Raw genomic sequence first — 18,073 nt, forward strand, 5'->3', positions numbered from 1 at the left:
CTGCGCGATCCGATATGAACGAGAAGCCGCTTCCGACCATCCGCATCACCTACTGCACGCAATGCCTGTGGCTGTTGCGTGCAGGCTGGATGGCGCAGGAACTGCTGTCGACCTTCGGCACCGATCTCGGCGAGGTGACGCTGGTGCCGGGCACCGGCGGCATCTTCACCATTGCTTGCAACGATCAGCTTATATGGGAGCGCAAGCGCGACGGCGGCTTTCCGGACGCGGCGAAACTCAAGCAGCTGGTCCGCGACGTCATCGACCCGGATCGCGATCTCGGTCATGCCGACCGCAAAACGCACAAGAAGACAGACCCCGCCTGAGGCGGGGTTTTTGCATGGCGGAGTGCTGTCTTCAGATCAAAGCCATGATGAAGCATGCCATCGCCACGATCGCGGTGATGGTGCGGACATGGTTCCACATCACCCATTCGCTCAGATAGTTTGTCCATACCGTGGCGCCGTTCGCGCTCGCCGGATCGACGGCAGCGAGCGCGTCGTTGAGCGGCACGTTGAAGACCATGGTCACGATCGGGTTGCCGATCAGGTAGATCACAGCGCCGGCAAGCAGCCAGAACGAGCCCGGCTGGCTCCAGCCCATGATGGCGGCCGCGATCAGCGCCAGGCAGATCAGGCCGGTGCCGAAGAGCGCCGTCATGAAGGTCGGCGTGATCACGGTGACGTTGATCGAATTCATTGCGGCGATGCCGCCCGCCGCCGGCAGCCGGGCAAATGCCGGCATGACGAAGTTCGAGAAGGCGAAAAAGACGCCGCCGACGACGCCGGAGCCGATCGCGGCGATGAAAATGACGGTAGGAAGAAGTTTCATCATGTCGGTTGCTCCCGTTTCGGTTAGCGCGAAGTGGTTTTTCAAAACATGAGGAACACTCACATTTGCAGAACGTGATAAACCCTCATATCTTGCGAGTCAAGCCGTTCGAAGAACCGAATTAGAGCTGGCCATGAAAGACAAAGCAGCCGGGAGTGCCGATCAGGCCGCGATTGCTTCGCCGCGGCGGGCGCCGACCCAGCAGCGCAGCCGCGAACGGGTCGAGCGCATGCTTGCGGCGGCCTCGGCTTTGATTGCCGAGCAGGGCAGCGACGCCATGCGCATGGGAGAAGTGGCGGAGCGGGCGGGTGTGTCGATCGGCTCGCTCTACCAGTTCTTCCCGGACAAGCGGGCGATCGTCTGGGCGCTTGCCGAGCGCTACACCGCCGAAAGCCAGGCCTGCATTGCGGCGGCGCTGAAGGATGTCAGCGATGCCGAAGGCCTCAGCCAAGCGTTTTCGGAACTGGTCGACATCTACTACCGGCTGTTCCTGGCCGAGCCGGTGATACGCGACATCTGGTCGGGCACGCAGGCCGACAAGGCGCTGCGCGAACTTGAGCTCGCCGACAGCCGCGCCAATGCCGAATTCCTCGTCGCGGTGCTGAAGCGGCTGCGTCCCGATGCCGATCCAGTCGCACTGGAGACGACGGCATTCCTCGTCTGGCAGATGGGCGAGGCCGCCATGCGGCTGGCGATCTCCGTCGATCGCGAGGAAGGCGACAGGCTGGTCGCAGCCTATAAGCGCATGGCGCTGAGGGAATTGGTGGGTGGGTAGGATGCTCCCACCCTCGACCTGGTGGGTGGGGTCACTGCGAAGCAGCGGGGAGGGGGCGGCGCCGGCCCCCCACCCGGACCTTCGGTCCGACCTCCCCACAAGGGGGAGGTAGGGGCAGGCGCTGCCAACAAAAAACCCGCCTCGAGGGCGGGTTTTTCAAATTCTGGAGGCGTATCCGGCTTAGAGGCCGAAACCTTCGAAGCGCTTCTTGAACTTGGACAGGCGGCCGCCGCGGTCGAGCAGGGTCTGCTGGCCGCCGGTCCAGGCCGGGTGCGTGGTCGGGTCGATGTCGAGGTTCATCGTGTCGCCTTCCTTGCCCCAGGTGGAGCGGGTCAGGTACTCGGTGCCGTCGGTCATGACGACCTTGATGGTGTGGTAGTCGGGATGGATATCGGCCTTCATTGTCGTGTTCCTGGCTTGCCGGCGCTGGTGACGGGCCCATGGCCTGCGTCGATGCGCCCCTTTTTAAAACTCGAAGCCGCAGCTAATGAAAAGCCACGGCTTCTAAAACGGTCGGCGAGCCTATACATCAGCCGGAATTGAATCACAAGGCCGCGGCAGGCGCATATTGTAGCGCATGACCGGCAAGCGGCCAGAGGAAACGCTCATGGCGGATATCGGTGTCAGTGCAGACGAGCGCAGACGCTCGGTCCGGCCGCTCAGAAACCTTTTCCCCTATATCACCCGCTACCGGAAACTGGCGGTCGGCGCCATCATCTCGCTGATCGTGGCGGCAGTGACCACGCTGGCGTTGCCGATGGCCGTGCGGCGCATGATCGACCATGGCTTCCAGGCGGCGGGCTCCACCTTCATTGCCGAGTATTTCGCGGCGCTGGTTCTGATGGCGGCTCTGCTGGCGGCGGCCTCGGCCAGCCGCTACTACTTTGTCATCACGCTCGGCGAGCGGGTCGTCGCCGATATCCGCCGCGACGTCTTTTCTCATGTGACGACGCTCTCGCCGGCCTTCTTCGATCGCGCGCAGTCGGGCGAGATCGTGTCGCGCCTCGCCGCCGACACCACGCAGGTGAAATCGGCGGTCGGCGCCACCGCATCGGTCGCGCTGCGCAATCTCATTCTCGGCCTCGGCGCCGTGGCGATGATGATCTTCACCAGCCCAAAACTCTCCGGTCTGGTCATCGCCGCTATCCCGCTGATCGTGCTGCCGCTGGTCGCTTTCGGACGCTCGGTGCGCCGCAAATCGCGCCTGGCGCAGGACACGCTTGCGGAGGCCACCGCCTATGCCAGCGAGCAAATCGGCGCCGTGCGCACGCTGCAGGCCTTCACCAACGAGAAGCTGGTCACTGGGCGCTTCTCGGCCGCCGTCGAAGCCGCCTTCGAGGCGGCGCGCATGTCGGTCTTTGCCCGCTCCTTCCTCACCTTCTTCGCCATCTTCATGATCTTTTCCTCGGTGGTGGCGGTGCTCTGGTTCGGCTCGCGCGACGTGCTTGCCGGCACGATGTCGGCCGGAACGCTCGGCCAGTTCCTGCTCTATTCGGTGTTCGCCGCCGGTGCGCTCGGCGCGCTGTCGGAAGTATGGAGCGAGCTGTCGCAGGCGGCGGGCGCCGCCGAGCGGCTGACCGAGATCCTGGCCGAGAAGCCCGCCATCCTGCCGCCTGTCGATCCGCAGCCGCTGCCGGCCAAGGCCAAGGGCGCGATCAGCTTCGATGATGTCTCCTTCTCCTATCCGGCCCGGCCGGACCGCGCCGCCGTGCACGGCCTGAGCTTCCAGGTGAAGCCCGGCGAGACGGTGGCGATCGTCGGTCCTTCGGGCGCGGGGAAAAGCACCGTCTTCTCGCTGATCCTGCGCTTTTACGATCCGGAAAGCGGCCGCATCGTCATCGACGGCGTCAACGTACGCGAAGCCGATCCGGCCGCGGTCCGCGAACGCATCGCCATCGTGCCGCAGGACGTCACCATCTTCGCCGCAAGCGCGCGCGACAATATCGCGTTCGGCCGGCCGGGCGCCACAAATGCCGAGATCGAGGCGGCGGCGAAGGCGGCGCTCGCCGACGAGTTCATCACCAAGCTCGAAAAGGGCTATGACAGCCAGGTCGGCGAGCGCGGCGTGACGCTCTCAGGCGGCCAGCGCCAGCGCGTGGCGATCGCCCGCGCCATTCTGCGCGACGCGCCGATCCTGTTGCTCGACGAGGCGACCTCGGCGCTCGACGCCGAAAGCGAAACACTTGTGCAGACGGCGCTCGAGCACCTGATGCGCGGCCGCACCACCATCGTCATCGCCCACCGGCTGGCGACGGTGCTCAAGGCCGACCGGATCCTCGTCATGGAGGGCGGACGCATCGTCGAGGAAGGCACGCACAAAAGCCTGGTCGCCAAGGGCGGCACCTATGCGCGGCTCGCCAAGCTGCAGTTCGAGACGGGAGCCAGCGCCTTCAAGGGCGCCGCGGAGTAGCCACGCCACAAAGTCGCCGGTTCCAGGCTGCTCCGCGTCAGTCGCCGTAGCGCCTGCGCAAATGCTCGGTGAAGTAGGCGGCGTTGAGCCTTTCGCCGGTGGCGCGTTCGAGCAGATCCGGCGTCGACCAGCGCGAGCCCTGGGACCAGATCCTTTTGCGGCGCCAGTCATTGATGGCGCTGAAATCGCCCTCGGCGAGATCCTCGTCCGCGGACGGGTGCTCCCTGGTGAGCGCCGCCCATTGCTGCGCCGCCATCATGGCGCCCAGCGTATAGGACGGGAAGTAGCCGAAAGCGGCACCCGGCCAATGCACGTCCTGCATCGGCCCGTCGGCCGGGTCGTCGATGGTCGACAGGCCGAGATAGTCGCGCATCTTGGCGTCCCACGCCTCGGGCAGGTCGGCGGCCTCCAGCCGGCCGGAGACGAGTTCCTGCTCGAGCTCGTAGCGCAGGATGACATGCAGCGGATAGGTGACCTCGTCGGCGTCGACGCGGATCAGGCCACGCTCGATATGGTGGACATGCGGCAGGATGTCGTCGATCGACCATTCTTCGCAGAGATGCTTTTCGACCACCGGCAGCGCCCAGCGCCAGAAGGCGGGGTTGCGGCCGATCTGCTTCTCGACGAAGAGGCTCTGGCTCTCATGCACGGCCATGCCGCGCGCCTTGCCGAGCGGCCAGTGCGACCAGGCTTTCGGCAGGTTCTGCTCGTAGAGCGCATGCCCGGTCTCGTGCAGCACGCCCATCAGCGCCGACAGGAAATCGGAGGTCTTGTAGCGGGTGGTGATGCGCACGTCGGTCGGTACGCCGCCGCAGAAGGGATGGTGCGACACCGACAGCGAGCCGTGCGTGAGGTCGAAGCCGACGGCCGCCATCATGGCAAGGCCGAGTTCGCGCTGACGGTCGATGGCGTAGCTGCCGGAGAGCGGCTTCAGGGGGTGTTTTGCTAGCCGCGCATCCTGCACCGCCAATGCGTGCGGCAGGAAATCACCAAGGAAGGCCTTCAGTTCGGCAAATACCGGCGTGATGTCGGCGGCACGGTTGCCTGGATCGTATTGTTCCATCAGCGCGTCATAGGGATCGAGGCCGAGCGCGTCGGCGCGCAGCGCAGCCTCCTCCCGCACCAGTGCCACGACGCCTTCCAGCGCCGGCAGGAAGCCCGCCCAGTCGTTCTTGGCGCGCAGGTCGCGCCAAAGCTGCTCCGAGCGCATGCGCGCCGTCGTCTGGCGCTCGACGAATTCGACCGGCAGGCAGGTGAGATTGGTGTATTGCCGGCGCAGCTCCCTGACCGCGGCCTGCTGCTCGTCGCCGAGTGGCTCGGCTTCGGCGGCTGCGATCCAGTCGCCGATCTCGGGTGCGGTCGCCTGGGCGTGCAGCATGCCGGCAAGCACCGACGTCGCTTCGGCGCGCTTCTCGCCGCCGCCAACCGCCATATGGGTCGCCTCGTCAGCGCCGAGGATGGCCAGCGCATGTTCCAGCGCTTCGAGCTTGTGGCCGAGTTCATCGAGTTTTTGGAAGGACATGTCGGATCTCAACTGGAAATTGGCTGGCGGGAAAAGATACCAACGCGCAGGGCTTGGCAACCCTGATCCAGCCGGTTCGGGGCAGGCCATCTTGCCTATCGATGGCGGCGCGTGATCAATGTCCGAATCGAACGGGCGGAGGGGACAATGGTCGGCAATATCCTGGTCGGGCTGGTGGCGCTGATCCACTGCTACATCGTCTATCTGGAAATGGTGCTGTGGGACACGCCGCGCGGCCACAAGGCGTTCAACCTCAAGCCGGATTTCGCCAGCGCTTCAAAAGTGCTTGCCGCCAACCAGGGGCTCTATAACGGCTTCCTTGCCGCCGGCCTGATCTGGGGGCTTTTTCTCGGCGCGAGCGGGTTTCCGATCAAGATCTTCTTCCTGCTTTGCGTCGCCGTCGCCGGCCTTTACGGCGCGGCGACCGTCGGCCGGAAGATCCTGTTCATCCAGACGGTGCCGGCGGTGCTCGCCATCGTCGCGCTCTGGCTCGGCTGGTGATCGAAAAAGGACGCCCTTGAGACCAGGTCTCGCGGGCGCCAGATAGTCCCTTCTTCGGAGGACCTTCAGCCGTTCGGATAGTGGCCACGATCGGCGCCCGCCCATAAGGAAGCCGCTGCCGGTATCGGCCGGCACATCACTGTCGATCAGGATTTTCGCTGTCGGGGCCGCGGGCCGAAAATCCAGCGGCGTTGAGCGCATTTTCCCGATTAAGAGGTTTGCGCGACAGCGCCCCGCGCGCCGAAAGGCGCGCAGGCTGTCGTCAAGGGACTCGCTGCGATGGCAGAATTCACCCGTTCGGATAATATCCGCCGTCCGCGCCATCGCCGATGAGCGGGCTGCTGCCCGTGGCGTTGCGCAGGCTCTGGCTCACGTCATCGAGCTGCGCCACCAACTGCTGATACCGCGAGGCCGGTATCGAGCCATGCCCCGCCGCAGCTTCCCTTTGGGCGACGCGGCTGATACGGGCGGCCTGCCTGTGAAGGTCGCGCGCTTCGTCCGGCTTGATCTTATCCATCTGCCGTGCGGCCGTGATGCCTTGATCAACGCTCTGCGCCTGGTCGATCAGGCCTGCCGTGCGCGGGGTGTAGAAGCCGGCCGATGCGGCATAGGCGCCGGCAAACGGAACGGCGGCGACAAGTGCGGCAAGTGCCGCAGTCCTAGGTAGCTTGAAAGAGCGCATGGTTGCGTCTCCTTGTTGCTGAGGAAGGCGGCGCCGGAAACGACCTGCCTTCCGGCCTGGGCCGTCAGGTTCCGTCGCGTCGCGATGTGGGAGGCACCGCCGGCGGTCCTCGGCCCTATAGGGAAACTTAGGAGCGGCACCTGCCAAAGTGGAATTAAAAAACGGTAATCTTTTGCGGCCTTGTCGCGCGCGCACTCTGCCCTAAAAGCCGCGTTTCGGCTGCAAACTTCTCGCTCGAACAGGGCTCCAGCGACCGCTCAGCGCTCGGTGAGCTTCAGTTCGATACGGCGGTTCTTGCTGCGCGCCTCATCCGTATCTGCCGGATCGAGCGGCTGGAACTCGCCGAAGCCGGCGGCGACCAGCCGGTTGGCCGGCACGCCGTTCTCTATCAAAAACTTCACCACCGAGGTCGCGCGCGCCGTCGAAAGTTCCCAGTTGTCGCGATAGCGTCCGGTACCGGACAGCGGCTTGTTGTCGGTGTGGCCGTCGACGCGCAGCACCCAGCTGATCTCCGGCGGGATTTCCTTCTGCAATTCGATGATGGCGTCGGCGAGCTTCTTCATCTCGACCTTGCCGGCATCGTTGATCACCTCGGAGCCGGTCGGAAACAGCACCTCCGACTGGAAGACGAAGCGGTCGCCGACGATGCGGATGTTCTCGCGGTCGGCGAGGATCTCGCGCAGCCGGCCGAAGAAATCGGAGCGGTAGCGGTTGAGCTCCTGGACGCGCTGCGCAAGCGCTACGTTCAGGCGGCGGCCGAGGTCGGCGATCTTGGTGTTGGAGTCGCGATCGCGCTGCTCGGAGACGTTGAGCGCGTCCTCGAGCGCGCCGATCTGCTTGCGCAGCGCCGCGATCTGCTGGTTGAGGATCTCGACCTGGCTCAGCGCCTGCTGGCTGATCTGCCGCTGGTTGCTGAGCTCGCCGGACAGCGCTTCGGCGCGCTTGTTGGCCGCATCGCCGGCGCCGGCGCCTTGGTCAAGCAATTGCTGCAGACGGCTCTTTTCCGCTTCCGCCGCCGACAGCGAAGCCTGCAGGTTGGCGAGCGTATCCTCCTTGTCCTGGCTGTTCGAGCGCTCCAGCGCGAGCAACTGGGTCAGTTCGTTGATCTGCGAGTTGAGGCGGTTGAGCACCGTGTCCTTGCCGGAAATTTCGCGGCTGAGCAGGAACTGCGCCAGCACGAAGACGGTGAGCAGGAACATGATCGCCAAAAGCAGCGTCGACAGCGCGTCGACGAAGCCCGGCCAGTAGTCGATGCGGCGGTCGGCGCGCCGTCTTGCCAGCGCCACGTCAGTGGACCCCTTGCTTCTTCAGCGCGTCGGCGATCTTTTCCAGGGTGTTGCGCATGGCCTTCTGCTCGTCGGACTGCGCCTCGACCCAGTCGCGCATGATCTGCTGCTCGGAGCGCATGTTCTTGACCAGGCCGGAGATGCCGTCGGCGAGGTTGGCCATGGCGGTGGCGACGCGCGGATTGGAGCCGCCGCCATTCTCCTGCAGGCTGCGCAGCCGCTCCGACAGCAGGCGGATCTCCTCCGACGGTTCGGCGCGGGCCGAATCCGAGACGACGATGTCGGACGATAGGTCGGTGACCGAGGACAGCCAGTTCTCGAGCTCGGTGTAGAAGCGGGTCTGGGCGCGGCCGGCCTGCAGATCGAGGAAGCCGAGCACCAGCGAGCCGGAGAGACCGAACAGAGAGGACGAGAAGGCCGTGCCCATGCCGGCGAGCGGCGCCGAAAGGCCCTGCTTCAGCGCCTCGAGCACGGCTGCGGCGTCGCCGCTGCCGGGATCGAGCGCCTCGATGGTCTCGCGGATCGAGGCGATGGTGTTGAGCAGGCCCCAGAAGGTGCCGAGCAAGCCGAGGAAGATCAGGAGGCCGACGAGATAGCGCGAGGTGTCGCGGGTTTCATCGAGGCGGGTGGCGATGGAATCGAGCATGGTGCGCATCGACGAGGTCGAGAACGCGATCGTCGACGAGCGGCCGATCATCGCCTTCATCGGCGCCAGCAGCACCGGCTCGGTGGTCTCGGAGCCGGCACGGAAGGAATTGACCCAACGCACCTCGCGGAACAGCCGGCCGACCTGGACGAAGGCGAGCAGGATGCCGACCGCGAGCACGCCGATGATCAGCCCGTTGAGGCCGGGATTGCTGGAGAAGGCTCTCGAGATCTGGCGGGTGAGGATGGCGGCGATGAAAGCGACGATGACCAGGAAGATCACCATGGTGAGCAGGAAGACCTGCGGGCTCGACAGCTTGTGCGGATCGTAGACCAGGACATCCGAGCGCCTGCCGAAGGATCTGAGAAAAGCCATCCGTGCCCCGTTTCCGATGCCACCGCCGCGAATTTGTCGCAACTCTAAACGGAATTGTGACCAAATTGAATGGCGCTTGGCAATATCGCCGCAGCCTAAAGCGCGTCGCGCCGAAAGGTATTCGGGCGACGCGCTTTAAATCTTTGTTTGATGCATGTCGTTCTCCCAAAACCGCTGCGCACTTTGGGCGACATGCATTGGCGCTCAGAACCGGCTGATCACCAGGCAGTCGACCATGGCGGCCAGATGCAGCCCGGCGCCGGTGACGACGAAACCGTGCCAGACGGCATTGTGGAAGCGCAGGCCTTTCCAGGCGAAGAAGATGACACCCAAGGAATAGACGATGCCGCCGGCGACGAGCAGCACGATCGAAGCTGTCGGCAGGGTCTCGACCAGCGGTCCGGCCAGTGCGATGCCGCTCCAGCCGATGGCGAGGTAGAAGACGATCGCCAGGCGGTCGTAGCGCCCGGGCAGGAACATCTTGATTGCGATCCCCATCACTGCCGCCGTCCAAACGACGATGATCATGGGCACGGTCAGCGGCGAGCCGTGGAGTTGGGCGAGGAAAGGCGTATAGGTGGCGGCGATCAGAAGATAGATCGCAGCGTGGTCGAAGCGGCGCAATATCCATTTCGCCGGCCACGATATCGGCCACAGATTGTAGGCCAGCGACACCGACAGCACGGTGAGCAGCGCCACGACGTAGAAGACCGCGGCGACATATTCACCGGGACCGGAATGGAAGGCGGCTAAAGCCAGGAAGGCCGAGCCGGCCGCGATCGCCAGCACGATGCCCACGGCATGGACAATGCCGTCGGCGATCATCTCGGCGCGCGAGTAATGCCAGCGACCCACGAAGGGGATTTCAATCTGGGTCCCGATTTTGATCTGGGAGTCTGGCCGCGCGTCGCTCATGAATGATCCTGCAAGCCCCCTATCTGGGCAGTCGCGGACCAGTATTTCAAGCTTCGGTTGCGGTTTTGCGACTACAGCCGCGCGGCCTTTCGACGCGCAAAGGGGCGCTTCAACGCGCCGTGCCCGTCGACACGAATTGCCTGTCAGCGGGATGCGAGCGGCTTCTTCACGGTCTTGAGCAGAGCGCGCTGGATGCCCTCGTTGCCGGCGACGACAGAGCCGCGCTCCAGCATATCCTGTCCGCCTTCGAAGTCGGAGACGAAGCCGCCCGCCTCCCGGATCAGGAGCAGGCCGGCGGCGATATCCCAGGCGGACAGGCCCACTTCCCAGAACCCGTCCATGCGGCCGGCGGCGACGTAGGCGAGATCGAGGGAGGCGGAGCCGAGGCGGCGAACGCCGGAGACCTCGGCCATGACATTGCGCAATTCGATCAGGAAATTGCCGTGCTGGCCGCGCCCGAGATGCGGCACGCCGCAGCCGATTACGGCATCGGTAAGCTTGGCGCGGCCGGCGACCCGCAGCCGGCGGTCGTTCATGAACGCGCCGCCACCGCGCTCGGCGGTGTAGAGCTCGTCCATCGCCGGATTGTAGACGACGCCGGCGACGATCTGCCCCTGGCGCTCGAGTGCGATCGATACCGCGAAGAGCGGGATGCCGTGCAGGAAGTTGGTGGTGCCGTCGAGCGGGTCGACGATCCAGCGATGCTGGTCATCCTCGCCCGCGACGGCGCCGCGCTCCTCCATCAGGAAAGCGTAGCCGGGGCGGGCCTTGGACAGTTCGGCAAAGACGATTTCCTCCGCCTTGCGGTCGGCCTGGCTGACATAGTCGCCCGGTCCCTTCATCGAGACCTGCAGGTTCTGCACCTCGCCGAAATCGCGCGACAGCGAGCGGCCGGCCTTCATCGCGGCCTGGACCATGACATTGAGGATCGCGGAGCGTGCCATTACTTTTTCTTCCTGTTGCTGGCCGTCTACTCGGCGCGCCGCACGTAAGTGATCTCGTTGGTGTCGACGATGATGCGCTCGCCGGCCGAGATGAAGGGCGGCACCAGCACGCGGACGCCGTTTTCCAGCACCGCCGGCTTGTAGGAGGAGGCCGCCGTCTGACCCTTCACCACCGGATCGGCCTCGGTGATGGTCAGCGTCACCTGATCGGGCAGCGAAATGCCGATCGGCCGTTCCTCATAGAGCTGCACCGTCACCATCATGCCGTCCTGAAGGAAAGCGGCGCGTTCGTCGACAAAATCCTTCGGCAGTTCGAGCTGCTCGTAGCTTTCGGTATCCATGAACACCAGCGCGTCGCCCTGCTCGTAGAGGAAGGAGAAGTCCTTCAGATCGAGCCGGATCTGCTCGACGGTCTCGGCCGAGCGGAAGCGCTCGTTGAGCTTGGTGCCGTTGATCAGGTTCTTCAGCTCGACCTGGTTGTAGGCGCCGCCCTTGCCGGGCTTGACGGTGTTGGTCTTGACGGCCACCCACAGGCCGCCATCGTGCTCGATGACATAGCCGGGACGGATTTCGCTGCCACTGATCTTGGCCATGATGAACTGATCCGGAATGAGATTTTTCCGCGCAGATCGCGCTTTGGCGCCTCCAAGACCACAAATTGTCCGGAGAGGCAAGGGAGGGTGGCGGTCACGGAGTCGGCCGCCGCGGCGAGGCGCCCTCAGGGCAGCCGGTTCGCCTTCTGCAACGCCTGCTTGGTCTGGCCGTCGTCGAGGCCTTGCAGGAAATCGTCCATCTCAGGATCGATCAGCCCGGCGCGGCGGGCGACGATGTACCAGGCGCCGGCCAGGATCAGGTCCGGGTCGGTGCCGATGCCGCCCATATAGAGCTTGGCGAGGCGGTTCTGGGCGGCGACATTGCCGCCTTCGGCCGCGCGCCTCATCCAGGCAAAGCCCGACTTCAGGTCGCGCCCGCCGCCGCGCCCCTCGATCATCCAGGCGGCGAGATCAAGTTGCGCGGTGTCGTAGTTCTGCCGGGCCGCCTGCGCCAGAAGCACGCGTGCCTTGGCGTCGTCGCGCGGTTTGCCGCCGGCGCCGTTGGCGTAGATTTGCGCCATCGCGTATTCGGCGTCGGCAAGGCCGGTGTCGGCGGCACGCTGGTAATACGCGGCGGCCTTGGCAATGCCGGCGACGCCTGGATCCTGCTGGACGAGCAATTGCGCGAAATTGAACTGCGCCAGGCGGTTGCCGGCCTCGGCGGCGGCCTGCATCAGCGCATAGGCTTCCTTGTCGTCCTTCTTCACATAGCGCCCGTCGAGCAGCATCAGCGCATACTGGAACTGCGCCTCCGGCACGCCCTGCTCGGCGGCAAGTCCATACCATTTCGCGGCCTCGGCCGCGTTGAGCGGCACGCCCAATCCGCGCGACAGGATTTCGGCGACCAGCGTCTGGGCCGCGGGGTCGCCGTTCTTGGCCCGGACCATGGCGAGGTTGTAGGCGGTCTTGTAGAGCCCGCGCTGGAAGGCGCCGTAGGCGGCGTCCGCCGGCTTGGCGCCGAAGCGGTCGGGATTGACGGTGTCGGCGGATGGCGGCGCGAGCGTCGCCGGCTGCGGCAGCGGTGTCTCGATCGGCTTGCCAATATGCGCCGCGCCAGGACTCGGGACGCTTGTGCTGGGCGCGCCAGTATTCGGGGCGCGAATATTGGGGGCGCTTGTATCCGGCGCGCTCGTGTCCGGCCTGGGCTGCGGCAGCGGCACGGTCTCCGCGCCCGCCGCCGCGGCCGTCTGGATCGTCAAGGCAGCGGCCAATGCCGCGAAGAAAAGCCGGGGGCAGCCCACGTCAGTCCTCGAAGCGCGGCGCGGTTTCGTCGAGCAGCGCGTTGGCGGCGGCGACCGCCGCGCGCGGATCGGTGCCGTCGGCGAAAACGGCGCTGGAGAGCGCCACGAACTCGGCCCCGGTGGCCGCTACCGTTTCCACCGAGGCGAGCTCGGAGCCGGCCATGACGATGCAGGGAATCTGGATCATCTGCGCCCACCACTCGCCGAGCGAGAGGTTGCGCGGATGCGGCTCCGGCTTGTTGTCGTAGCCGAAGCGGCCGAAGAACATATAGTCGGGCCGCTCCTCGCCGAGCTGCAGCGCGTCGTCGCGTGTCTTGGCGCCGCCGGCGCCGACCATCATCTTGTCCGCCAAGCGCTCGATCGTCTCGGCGAGTTCCCGGCGGTTTGCCTCGACATGGATGCCGTCGGCGGGCGATGCGGCGCGCCGGCGATGATGACGGCGATGCCGGCACCTTGCGCGACCGGCACGATCTTCTCGGCGAAAGCCTGGAAGGCGGCATCGTCCATGCCGTTGTCAGGCAGGATCAGCGAAGCGACGTCGCCGCCCTCGAACGCCGCGCAGATGTGTTCGGCCGTCGCAAGCGGCGGCGCGATCAGCACGATGCGGCAGCGATTGGGCGGCGTTGCTTCATTCATTGGTCTTCGATCCCGGTTTTCGCCTATGCCGGGCGAAGATGGTTGCATTGCGGCATAGAACAAAGCGTTCGGCTTGAACAGGCGGGCGAAGCAGGATCATTGGGGGCGCTCCTGGTATAGACGGGGGGATCACCCGTCCGATAGGCCGAAGACGGCGCACGATCTGGCGATTCCGCGCAATTGGTGTTCGCCCAGCGGGACCAGGGGCGTTGATATTTCCGCCGCGACAGCGCCGGAGATCAGCACAGTCCGTCCAAGCGGCCGGCACAGGCCTTCGAGCCTGCTGACGAGATTCACGGCCGGGCCGATCGCGGTGAAATCGAGCCGGTCGGCTGTGCCGACATTGCCCCACACCATGTCGCCCAGATGCAGCGCCATGCCGAACTGCAGCTCGGGCATGCCCTGTCTGGTACGAACCTGATTGAGCTGCGCCATTCCCGCCCGCGCCGCTCCGATCGCGCGCAACGCGGCCTCGCAAGCCTCGGAAGCCGAGCGCTCGCCGACAGGAAAGATCGCCAGCACCCCGTCGCCGATGAATTTCAGCACCTCGCCGCCAAAAGCGTGAACGGCGCCGGCGATGCGATCGAAGCTAGCGTTGAGCGCTGCCACGACCTGTTCGGCTTCCGTCTTCTCCGACAGGGCGGTAAAGTCGCGCAAATCGCTGTAGAGCAGGACGGCGCGGATCGTCTCACCAACCTCGCGCCGAGAACGGCCGGCCAACACCTGCGCCGCGCTGCGCTGCCCGAGATAGGCCTGAAGCAGGGCCGACAGTGCCGACTTGGCGGCGAGAGCGGCAAGTGGCGCGGCGGCGAAGCGCGCCACCTGGTCCAGTGTGTTCGATTCGTGCTCCGCGAGAGGACGGGTTGCGACCCAATTCAGTTTTGGATTCTCGGATTGCGCATCCTCACGTTCGGGCCCAACCGTGTAATCGTGCACAACACCGGTTCCCAGTCCCGCCAGCCATTCGCGTCCGAGATCGCCCTCCCCGGCACCAGGCATCGCGCCGGCGCCAAAACCCAGCGCCTCCATGACGACGCCTGTCTCGGCACGCCACAGCCAGGCGCGGCGCGTTATGATCGGATGCGGCGCGGCGAGCGTCAGGGCCCCACCGGCGAGCGGCAGCCCATCGTCAACCAGCCGCGCGCCGAGCGTAGCCAGAAAATCATCCGGTTGGACGGCGCCGCCGGCGCTGTCGACCAGCCAGGCGAGAGTTGAAGAAAGCCGCATCGACACGATCATGCGTCGGTGTTCCGTCGCTGTCACCAGCGCGAATCGACCCAAGGAGATTTTTGTTGAACGAAAGGGCGATTTAGCTTCGAATCGAAAACGCTGGTCCGGCACCGCCTGTCGGGCGAGCCAAGTTGCCGCGCGCGCACCCGGGAGATTTTCGATGGCTGAACCCTTGATCGTTCGTCGCGAGGTGCAGATCGCGGCGCCGCCGGCGACGGTCTTCGCCTTCCTGACAGATCCCGACAAGATCGTGCGCTGGATGGGAACGGAGGCAACGGCAGAACCGCTAAAGCGCGTCGCGCTGAAAACGGATTCAGGCGACGCGCTTTAAGTCCTTGTTTTGATGTCGTTGTCCCAGAACCGCGCACACTTCTGGGCGACATGCATTAGAGTTCGAGCTTGTAGCCGATGTGGCTGGCCTTGAAGCCGAGCCGTTCGTAGAAGCGGTGCGCGTCGAGCCGGCTCTTGTTGGTGGTCAGCTGGACGACCCTGCAGCCGCGCTCGCGGCATTTTTCGATCGCCCATTCCAGCAGGCGCTGCCCTAATCTTTCGCCGCGCCGGTTCGCCGCGATGCGCACCGCCTCGATCTGGCCGCGCCAGGCGCCCCGCGACGACAGCCCGGCGAGGAAGCTGATCTGCAGCGTGCCGATGACATCGGCGCCGTCCGTCATCACCGCCAGCAACTGGTTTGGGTCGCTGTCGACCGCAGCGAAGGCATCCAGATAGGCTTGCGCCAGCGGCTGCCTGGTGTCCTCGCGGGCGCGGCCAAGCGCGTCGTCGGCAAGCATCGCGACGATCGCCGAAAGATCGGCTTGCCGCGCGCGGCGGATCTGGATTTCGCTCATCGTCAACCTCATGCTGGACCGGCGTTCTTATGCATGGCCCCGGTGCTTGCCGCAAACCGGAAAGGCCAGGTTACGGACAGTTGATCGCGCCGGCCGGCTGACGGGGCGCGTCGGCTATCGCGGTGTCCGGCTTTGTGGTCTATTGGAAATCTCCCGCTTTCCTCCAGCCGCCCCACTTCCCAGCCGTTTCCAGATAATGTCAGGCCTGCTCAGCGATCCCTGGTTCTATGCCGCCGCCATTCCGGCGGTCATCCTCGTCGGCCTGTCGAAGGGCGGCTTCGGCGGCGCCGTCGGCTTTGTCGGCGTACCGCTGATGGCGCTGACCATTCCGCCGGTGCAGGCCGCCGCCATCCTGTTGCCGATTCTCTGCCTGATGGACATCGTCTCGGTTTGGACGTGGTGGGGCATCTACGACCGCAAGATGCTGGTCGACATGATGCCGGGCGCCGTCATCGGCATCGGCCTCGGCTGGCTGACGGCGGCCCTGGTGACCGAGGAGATGGTGCGGCTGATCGTCGGCGCCGTCGCGCTGATCTTCGTGCTGCGCTGGATCTATCTGCAGTTCCGCCATGGCGCCGATCACGCGGTGCAGCCGAACCGGATCGCGGCGGCTTTCTGGGGCACGGTTGCCGGTTTCACCAGCTTCGTCGCCCATGTCGGCGGCCCGCCTTTCCAGGTCTATGCGCTGCCCATCCGGCTCGACCCGAAGGTGCTGTCGGGGACGGCCGCGATCTTCTTCGCCGCCACCAATGCGCTGAAGCTCATCCCCTATTTCGCGCTCGGCCAGTTCGACACCACCAACCTGATAGCTTCCGGTGCGCTCATGCCGCTGGCGCCGCTCGCCACCGTGGCAGGCGCCTGGCTGGTGCGTCGCATGCGGCCGGAGGTGTTTTATCCATTCACCTACGCCACTGTCGCGGTGGTGGCGGTCAAGCTGCTCTGGGACGGTATCGCGGGCCTGATGTGAGGGCGGCTGCCAGGCCGCCCACACCAACAAATGCTCAGACGGCGCTCGGCACCATCTGGCGGCTGCCGCCAAGGGCGAGCGCCGCGCCGGCCGCCACCACCAGCGCCATGCCGGCGAGGATGCCGATATCGTGCAGGGTGGGCTTCAGCACCATGTCGGCGAGGATCACCAGCATCACCGCGTAGTCGAGGCGCGCCCAGCTCATCATGCGCTGGCCGATGGCAAGAACGGCGGGCGTGATCCGTTCCTTGGCGACCATGGCGCCCATTCGCTCGCCGGTCGGCTTGAAGACGAGCATGCCGATCGAAAACGTCGTGGCGTAGCCGACAAGGCCGATGACGATCCACAGCTCGGCAAAGCCGACCCAGAAGGCACACATGACGATGCCGAAGATCAGGGTGAGCATCGACATCGGCGCGAAGAAGCGGCCGCCGAGCTCGCCGCTGGCGCGCATCGCCTGCAGCTTGTCCTCGATGTTGCCGGCGCGCTCGGCAAGCGCGCCGAGCAGGAACAGCACGAAACCGCCGCCGACCCACAGAACGGCCGAGACGACGTGAAGGAATTTGACGATCGAGTACCAGTCCATGGTGCGCTCCTGGATGTCTTTCTTGATTTGCGGCGGCGCGGATTTGCGCCAGCCATTGAGAGGAGCGGCGTTTTGCGCGGCACGTGTTTCGGAACGATGTCGCCGCGGCGGCCGGCATGTTTCTGCGCCGCGATCGGCATCCGAAAATCCGGTTCTCCGCGAGCCGGGAAGGCGAAACCGGTCTGTCCCGTTCCGGCACAGGAAAGTCCGTTCGGTCAAAAATTCCGCCCGGCGTTAAGGCTTCATTAAGCTTTACGGGCGTTTACTATGCGCATCCAGTTTTTCTGGATTCTTACCGAGTGGTTGGAGCCACTTTGTTTGACGCCTCCCTGTTAAACTCCTGAGAGCCGCCTTATCCGCGGCTCTTTTTTTTGTCCGCCGCCGGCCGGGGAGAGCGCGGCCCGGCGTTAACCGTTTGTTAAACATGCGCTTGCCTTCATGGGCGTCGAAGCGCATTTTCAAGCCTCAGTCATTTAAGGGTGCAGGACGTATCGGCAAGGATAGCCGAATCGGCTTGCGGCAGTGCAGGGGCGTATCAATGACCGAGCCTTCGACGGGCAGCGCGAAAACCATAAAGCTCGCGGAACGCAGGGTTTTCTCCCAATCCTTCAAGCCGCTCTACCAGGAGGGCATGGGCCTGGTCGAACAGGCGGCCGAATATCTCGACGGCAAGGGCAGGCTCGAAGCCAAGAAGCTGTCGCGCACGGCGGCGACGCTCTATGCGGCCGAATCGATGCGGCTGACCACCAGGCTGATGCAGGTCGCGTCGTGGCTGCTGCTGCAGCGGGCGGCGAATTCCGGCGAAATGACCCGAGACCAGGTCGCTTCTGAAAAATCCAAGGTGCGGCTCGACACCGCTTCCGCGCATGACGAGGTGCTGGGCTGGAACGAATTGCCGAAGGAATTTCTGGACCTTGTGAGCCGGTCGCTGCGCCTGCAGGCGCTGGTGCGTCGCATGGACGAAGAGATCTATGGCGGTGCCAAGAACGAGACGCCCAGCTCCGCCCGCCGCGCCAATCCGGTTTCCGACCAGATATCGCTGCTCAACACGGCGTTCGCACGCGGCTAGCCCGACCGCTGCCTGTTTC

19 protein-coding genes and 2 pseudogenes are annotated in these 18,073 nt (G+C 65.2%); 7 read left to right on the forward strand and 14 right to left on the reverse strand.

Annotated features, from left to right (window positions below):
* The first annotated feature begins 14 nt into the window (after positions 1-14).
* Positions 15-326 carry a SelT/SelW/SelH family protein gene (locus EJ070_RS11220; RefSeq protein WP_126091420.1) on the forward strand — a complete coding sequence of 104 codons (312 nt, stop codon included), beginning with the start codon at positions 15-17 and terminating at the stop codon, positions 324-326.
* Positions 327-357: 31 nt separating this feature from the next.
* Here EJ070_RS11220 and EJ070_RS11225 read toward each other — a convergent pair whose 3' ends face one another.
* Positions 358-834 carry a DUF1772 domain-containing protein gene (locus tag EJ070_RS11225; protein WP_126091421.1) on the reverse strand — a complete coding sequence of 159 codons (477 nt, stop codon included), beginning with the start codon at positions 832-834 and terminating at the stop codon, positions 358-360.
* A gap of 130 nt (positions 835-964) precedes the next feature.
* On the opposite strand from EJ070_RS11225, the gene EJ070_RS11230 reads away from it, so the two are divergent.
* Positions 965-1,606 (forward strand): TetR/AcrR family transcriptional regulator, encoded by a 642-nt coding sequence (locus EJ070_RS11230; protein ID WP_126091422.1) that lies wholly within the window; start codon positions 965-967, stop codon positions 1,604-1,606.
* 180 nt (positions 1,607-1,786) lie between these two features.
* On the opposite strand, the gene rpmE is transcribed toward EJ070_RS11230, so the two are convergent.
* On the reverse strand, positions 1,787-2,008 hold the full coding sequence (rpmE, locus tag EJ070_RS11235) for a 50S ribosomal protein L31 (protein WP_040974396.1): 222 nt from the start codon (positions 2,006-2,008) through the stop codon (positions 1,787-1,789).
* A gap of 205 nt (positions 2,009-2,213) precedes the next feature.
* Between rpmE and EJ070_RS11240 the strand changes: the two genes are divergently transcribed.
* Positions 2,214-4,016, forward strand: coding sequence for an ABC transporter transmembrane domain-containing protein (locus EJ070_RS11240; protein WP_126091423.1), 1,803 nt, complete (start codon positions 2,214-2,216; stop codon positions 4,014-4,016).
* Positions 4,017-4,053: 37 nt separating this feature from the next.
* Here EJ070_RS11240 and EJ070_RS11245 read toward each other — a convergent pair whose 3' ends face one another.
* Positions 4,054-5,538, reverse strand: a complete 1,485-nt coding sequence (locus tag EJ070_RS11245; RefSeq protein WP_126091424.1) for a carboxypeptidase M32 — start codon at positions 5,536-5,538, stop codon at positions 4,054-4,056.
* A gap of 147 nt (positions 5,539-5,685) precedes the next feature.
* Here EJ070_RS11245 and EJ070_RS11250 point away from each other — a divergent pair, with 147 nt between their 5' ends.
* Positions 5,686-6,039, forward strand: a complete 354-nt coding sequence (locus EJ070_RS11250; protein WP_126091425.1) for a DUF1304 domain-containing protein — start codon at positions 5,686-5,688, stop codon at positions 6,037-6,039.
* Positions 6,040-6,328: 289 nt separating this feature from the next.
* Here EJ070_RS11250 and EJ070_RS11255 read toward each other — a convergent pair whose 3' ends face one another.
* The 9 genes and pseudogenes from EJ070_RS11255 to EJ070_RS11295 form a co-directional block, all read right to left on the reverse strand.
* A complete protein-coding gene (locus tag EJ070_RS11255) occupies positions 6,329-6,721 on the reverse strand; it encodes a hypothetical protein (protein WP_126091426.1) in 393 nt (130 codons plus the stop codon).
* A gap of 257 nt (positions 6,722-6,978) precedes the next feature.
* Positions 6,979-8,007 carry a peptidoglycan -binding protein gene (locus tag EJ070_RS11260; RefSeq protein WP_126091427.1) on the reverse strand — a complete coding sequence of 343 codons (1,029 nt, stop codon included), beginning with the start codon at positions 8,005-8,007 and terminating at the stop codon, positions 6,979-6,981.
* A gap of 1 nt (position 8,008) precedes the next feature.
* The gene (locus EJ070_RS11265) at positions 8,009-9,028 is read right to left on the reverse strand and encodes a MotA/TolQ/ExbB proton channel family protein (RefSeq protein WP_126091428.1); all 1,020 of its coding nucleotides are present in this window, start codon (positions 9,026-9,028) and stop codon (positions 8,009-8,011) included.
* Positions 9,029-9,232: 204 nt separating this feature from the next.
* Positions 9,233-9,943, reverse strand: a complete 711-nt coding sequence (locus tag EJ070_RS11270) for a hemolysin III family protein (protein WP_126091429.1) — start codon at positions 9,941-9,943, stop codon at positions 9,233-9,235.
* 143 nt (positions 9,944-10,086) lie between these two features.
* On the reverse strand, positions 10,087-10,887 hold the full coding sequence (locus EJ070_RS11275; RefSeq protein WP_126091430.1) for an inositol monophosphatase family protein: 801 nt from the start codon (positions 10,885-10,887) through the stop codon (positions 10,087-10,089).
* Between the two features lie 26 nt (positions 10,888-10,913).
* On the reverse strand, positions 10,914-11,480 hold the full coding sequence (gene efp, locus EJ070_RS11280; protein WP_126091431.1) for an elongation factor P: 567 nt from the start codon (positions 11,478-11,480) through the stop codon (positions 10,914-10,916).
* A gap of 125 nt (positions 11,481-11,605) precedes the next feature.
* On the reverse strand, positions 11,606-12,679 hold the full coding sequence (locus tag EJ070_RS11285; protein ID WP_245464850.1) for a tetratricopeptide repeat protein: 1,074 nt from the start codon (positions 12,677-12,679) through the stop codon (positions 11,606-11,608).
* A 43-nt stretch (positions 12,680-12,722) separates the two neighbouring features.
* A pseudogene (locus tag EJ070_RS11290) lies at positions 12,723-13,357 on the reverse strand (thiamine phosphate synthase).
* Positions 13,358-13,486: 129 nt separating this feature from the next.
* Positions 13,487-14,584 (reverse strand): adenylate/guanylate cyclase domain-containing protein, encoded by a 1,098-nt coding sequence (locus EJ070_RS11295; RefSeq protein WP_126095709.1) that lies wholly within the window; start codon positions 14,582-14,584, stop codon positions 13,487-13,489.
* Between the two features lie 163 nt (positions 14,585-14,747).
* On the opposite strand from EJ070_RS11295, the pseudogene EJ070_RS11300 reads away from it, so the two are divergent.
* A pseudogene (locus EJ070_RS11300) lies at positions 14,748-14,873 on the forward strand (SRPBCC domain-containing protein); the annotation flags it as partial.
* Between the two features lie 100 nt (positions 14,874-14,973).
* Here EJ070_RS11300 and EJ070_RS11305 read toward each other — a convergent pair.
* Positions 14,974-15,432 carry a GNAT family N-acetyltransferase gene (locus EJ070_RS11305; protein WP_126091433.1) on the reverse strand — a complete coding sequence of 153 codons (459 nt, stop codon included), beginning with the start codon at positions 15,430-15,432 and terminating at the stop codon, positions 14,974-14,976.
* 196 nt (positions 15,433-15,628) lie between these two features.
* Between EJ070_RS11305 and EJ070_RS11310 the strand changes: the two genes are divergently transcribed.
* The gene (locus EJ070_RS11310) at positions 15,629-16,399 is read left to right on the forward strand and encodes a sulfite exporter TauE/SafE family protein (protein WP_126091434.1); all 771 of its coding nucleotides are present in this window, start codon (positions 15,629-15,631) and stop codon (positions 16,397-16,399) included.
* 34 nt (positions 16,400-16,433) lie between these two features.
* Here EJ070_RS11310 and EJ070_RS11315 read toward each other — a convergent pair whose 3' ends face one another.
* On the reverse strand, positions 16,434-16,985 hold the full coding sequence (locus EJ070_RS11315) for a DUF2269 family protein (protein WP_126091435.1): 552 nt from the start codon (positions 16,983-16,985) through the stop codon (positions 16,434-16,436).
* Between the two features lie 538 nt (positions 16,986-17,523).
* On the opposite strand from EJ070_RS11315, the gene EJ070_RS11320 reads away from it, so the two are divergent.
* Complete coding sequence (locus tag EJ070_RS11320) at positions 17,524-18,054, forward strand: DUF1465 family protein (protein ID WP_126091436.1); 531 nt, start codon at positions 17,524-17,526, stop codon at positions 18,052-18,054.
* The last annotated feature ends 19 nt before the right edge of the window (positions 18,055-18,073 follow it).

This window comes from Mesorhizobium sp. M1E.F.Ca.ET.045.02.1.1, from assembly GCF_003952485.1.
Lineage (GTDB): Bacteria > Pseudomonadota > Alphaproteobacteria > Rhizobiales > Rhizobiaceae > Mesorhizobium.

Bases quoted from the DNA above. Each gene is read 5' to 3' on its own strand.
- EJ070_RS11225 (WP_126091421.1), bottom strand. From the start codon at position 834: ATGATGAAACTTCTTCCTACCGTCATTTTCATCGCCGCGATCGGCTCC.
- efp (WP_126091431.1), bottom strand. From the start codon at position 11,480: ATGGCCAAGATCAGTGGCAGCGAAATCCGTCCCGGCTATGTCATCGAG.
- EJ070_RS11275 (WP_126091430.1), bottom strand. From the start codon at position 10,887: ATGGCACGCTCCGCGATCCTCAATGTCATGGTCCAGGCCGCGATGAAG.
- EJ070_RS11305 (WP_126091433.1), bottom strand. From the start codon at position 15,432: ATGAGCGAAATCCAGATCCGCCGCGCGCGGCAAGCCGATCTTTCGGCG.
- EJ070_RS11315 (WP_126091435.1), bottom strand. From the start codon at position 16,985: ATGGACTGGTACTCGATCGTCAAATTCCTTCACGTCGTCTCGGCCGTT.
- EJ070_RS11310 (WP_126091434.1), top strand. From the start codon at position 15,629: ATGTCAGGCCTGCTCAGCGATCCCTGGTTCTATGCCGCCGCCATTCCG.
- EJ070_RS11220 (WP_126091420.1), top strand. From the start codon at position 15: ATGAACGAGAAGCCGCTTCCGACCATCCGCATCACCTACTGCACGCAA.
- EJ070_RS11230 (WP_126091422.1), top strand. From the start codon at position 965: ATGAAAGACAAAGCAGCCGGGAGTGCCGATCAGGCCGCGATTGCTTCG.
- EJ070_RS11240 (WP_126091423.1), top strand. From the start codon at position 2,214: ATGGCGGATATCGGTGTCAGTGCAGACGAGCGCAGACGCTCGGTCCGG.
- EJ070_RS11265 (WP_126091428.1), bottom strand. From the start codon at position 9,028: ATGGCTTTTCTCAGATCCTTCGGCAGGCGCTCGGATGTCCTGGTCTAC.
- EJ070_RS11320 (WP_126091436.1), top strand. From the start codon at position 17,524: ATGACCGAGCCTTCGACGGGCAGCGCGAAAACCATAAAGCTCGCGGAA.
- rpmE (WP_040974396.1), bottom strand. From the start codon at position 2,008: ATGAAGGCCGATATCCATCCCGACTACCACACCATCAAGGTCGTCATG.
- EJ070_RS11270 (WP_126091429.1), bottom strand. From the start codon at position 9,943: ATGAGCGACGCGCGGCCAGACTCCCAGATCAAAATCGGGACCCAGATT.
- EJ070_RS11295 (WP_126095709.1), bottom strand. From the start codon at position 14,584: ATGCGGCTTTCTTCAACTCTCGCCTGGCTGGTCGACAGCGCCGGCGGC.
- EJ070_RS11245 (WP_126091424.1), bottom strand. From the start codon at position 5,538: ATGTCCTTCCAAAAACTCGATGAACTCGGCCACAAGCTCGAAGCGCTG.
- EJ070_RS11255 (WP_126091426.1), bottom strand. From the start codon at position 6,721: ATGCGCTCTTTCAAGCTACCTAGGACTGCGGCACTTGCCGCACTTGTC.
- EJ070_RS11250 (WP_126091425.1), top strand. From the start codon at position 5,686: ATGGTCGGCAATATCCTGGTCGGGCTGGTGGCGCTGATCCACTGCTAC.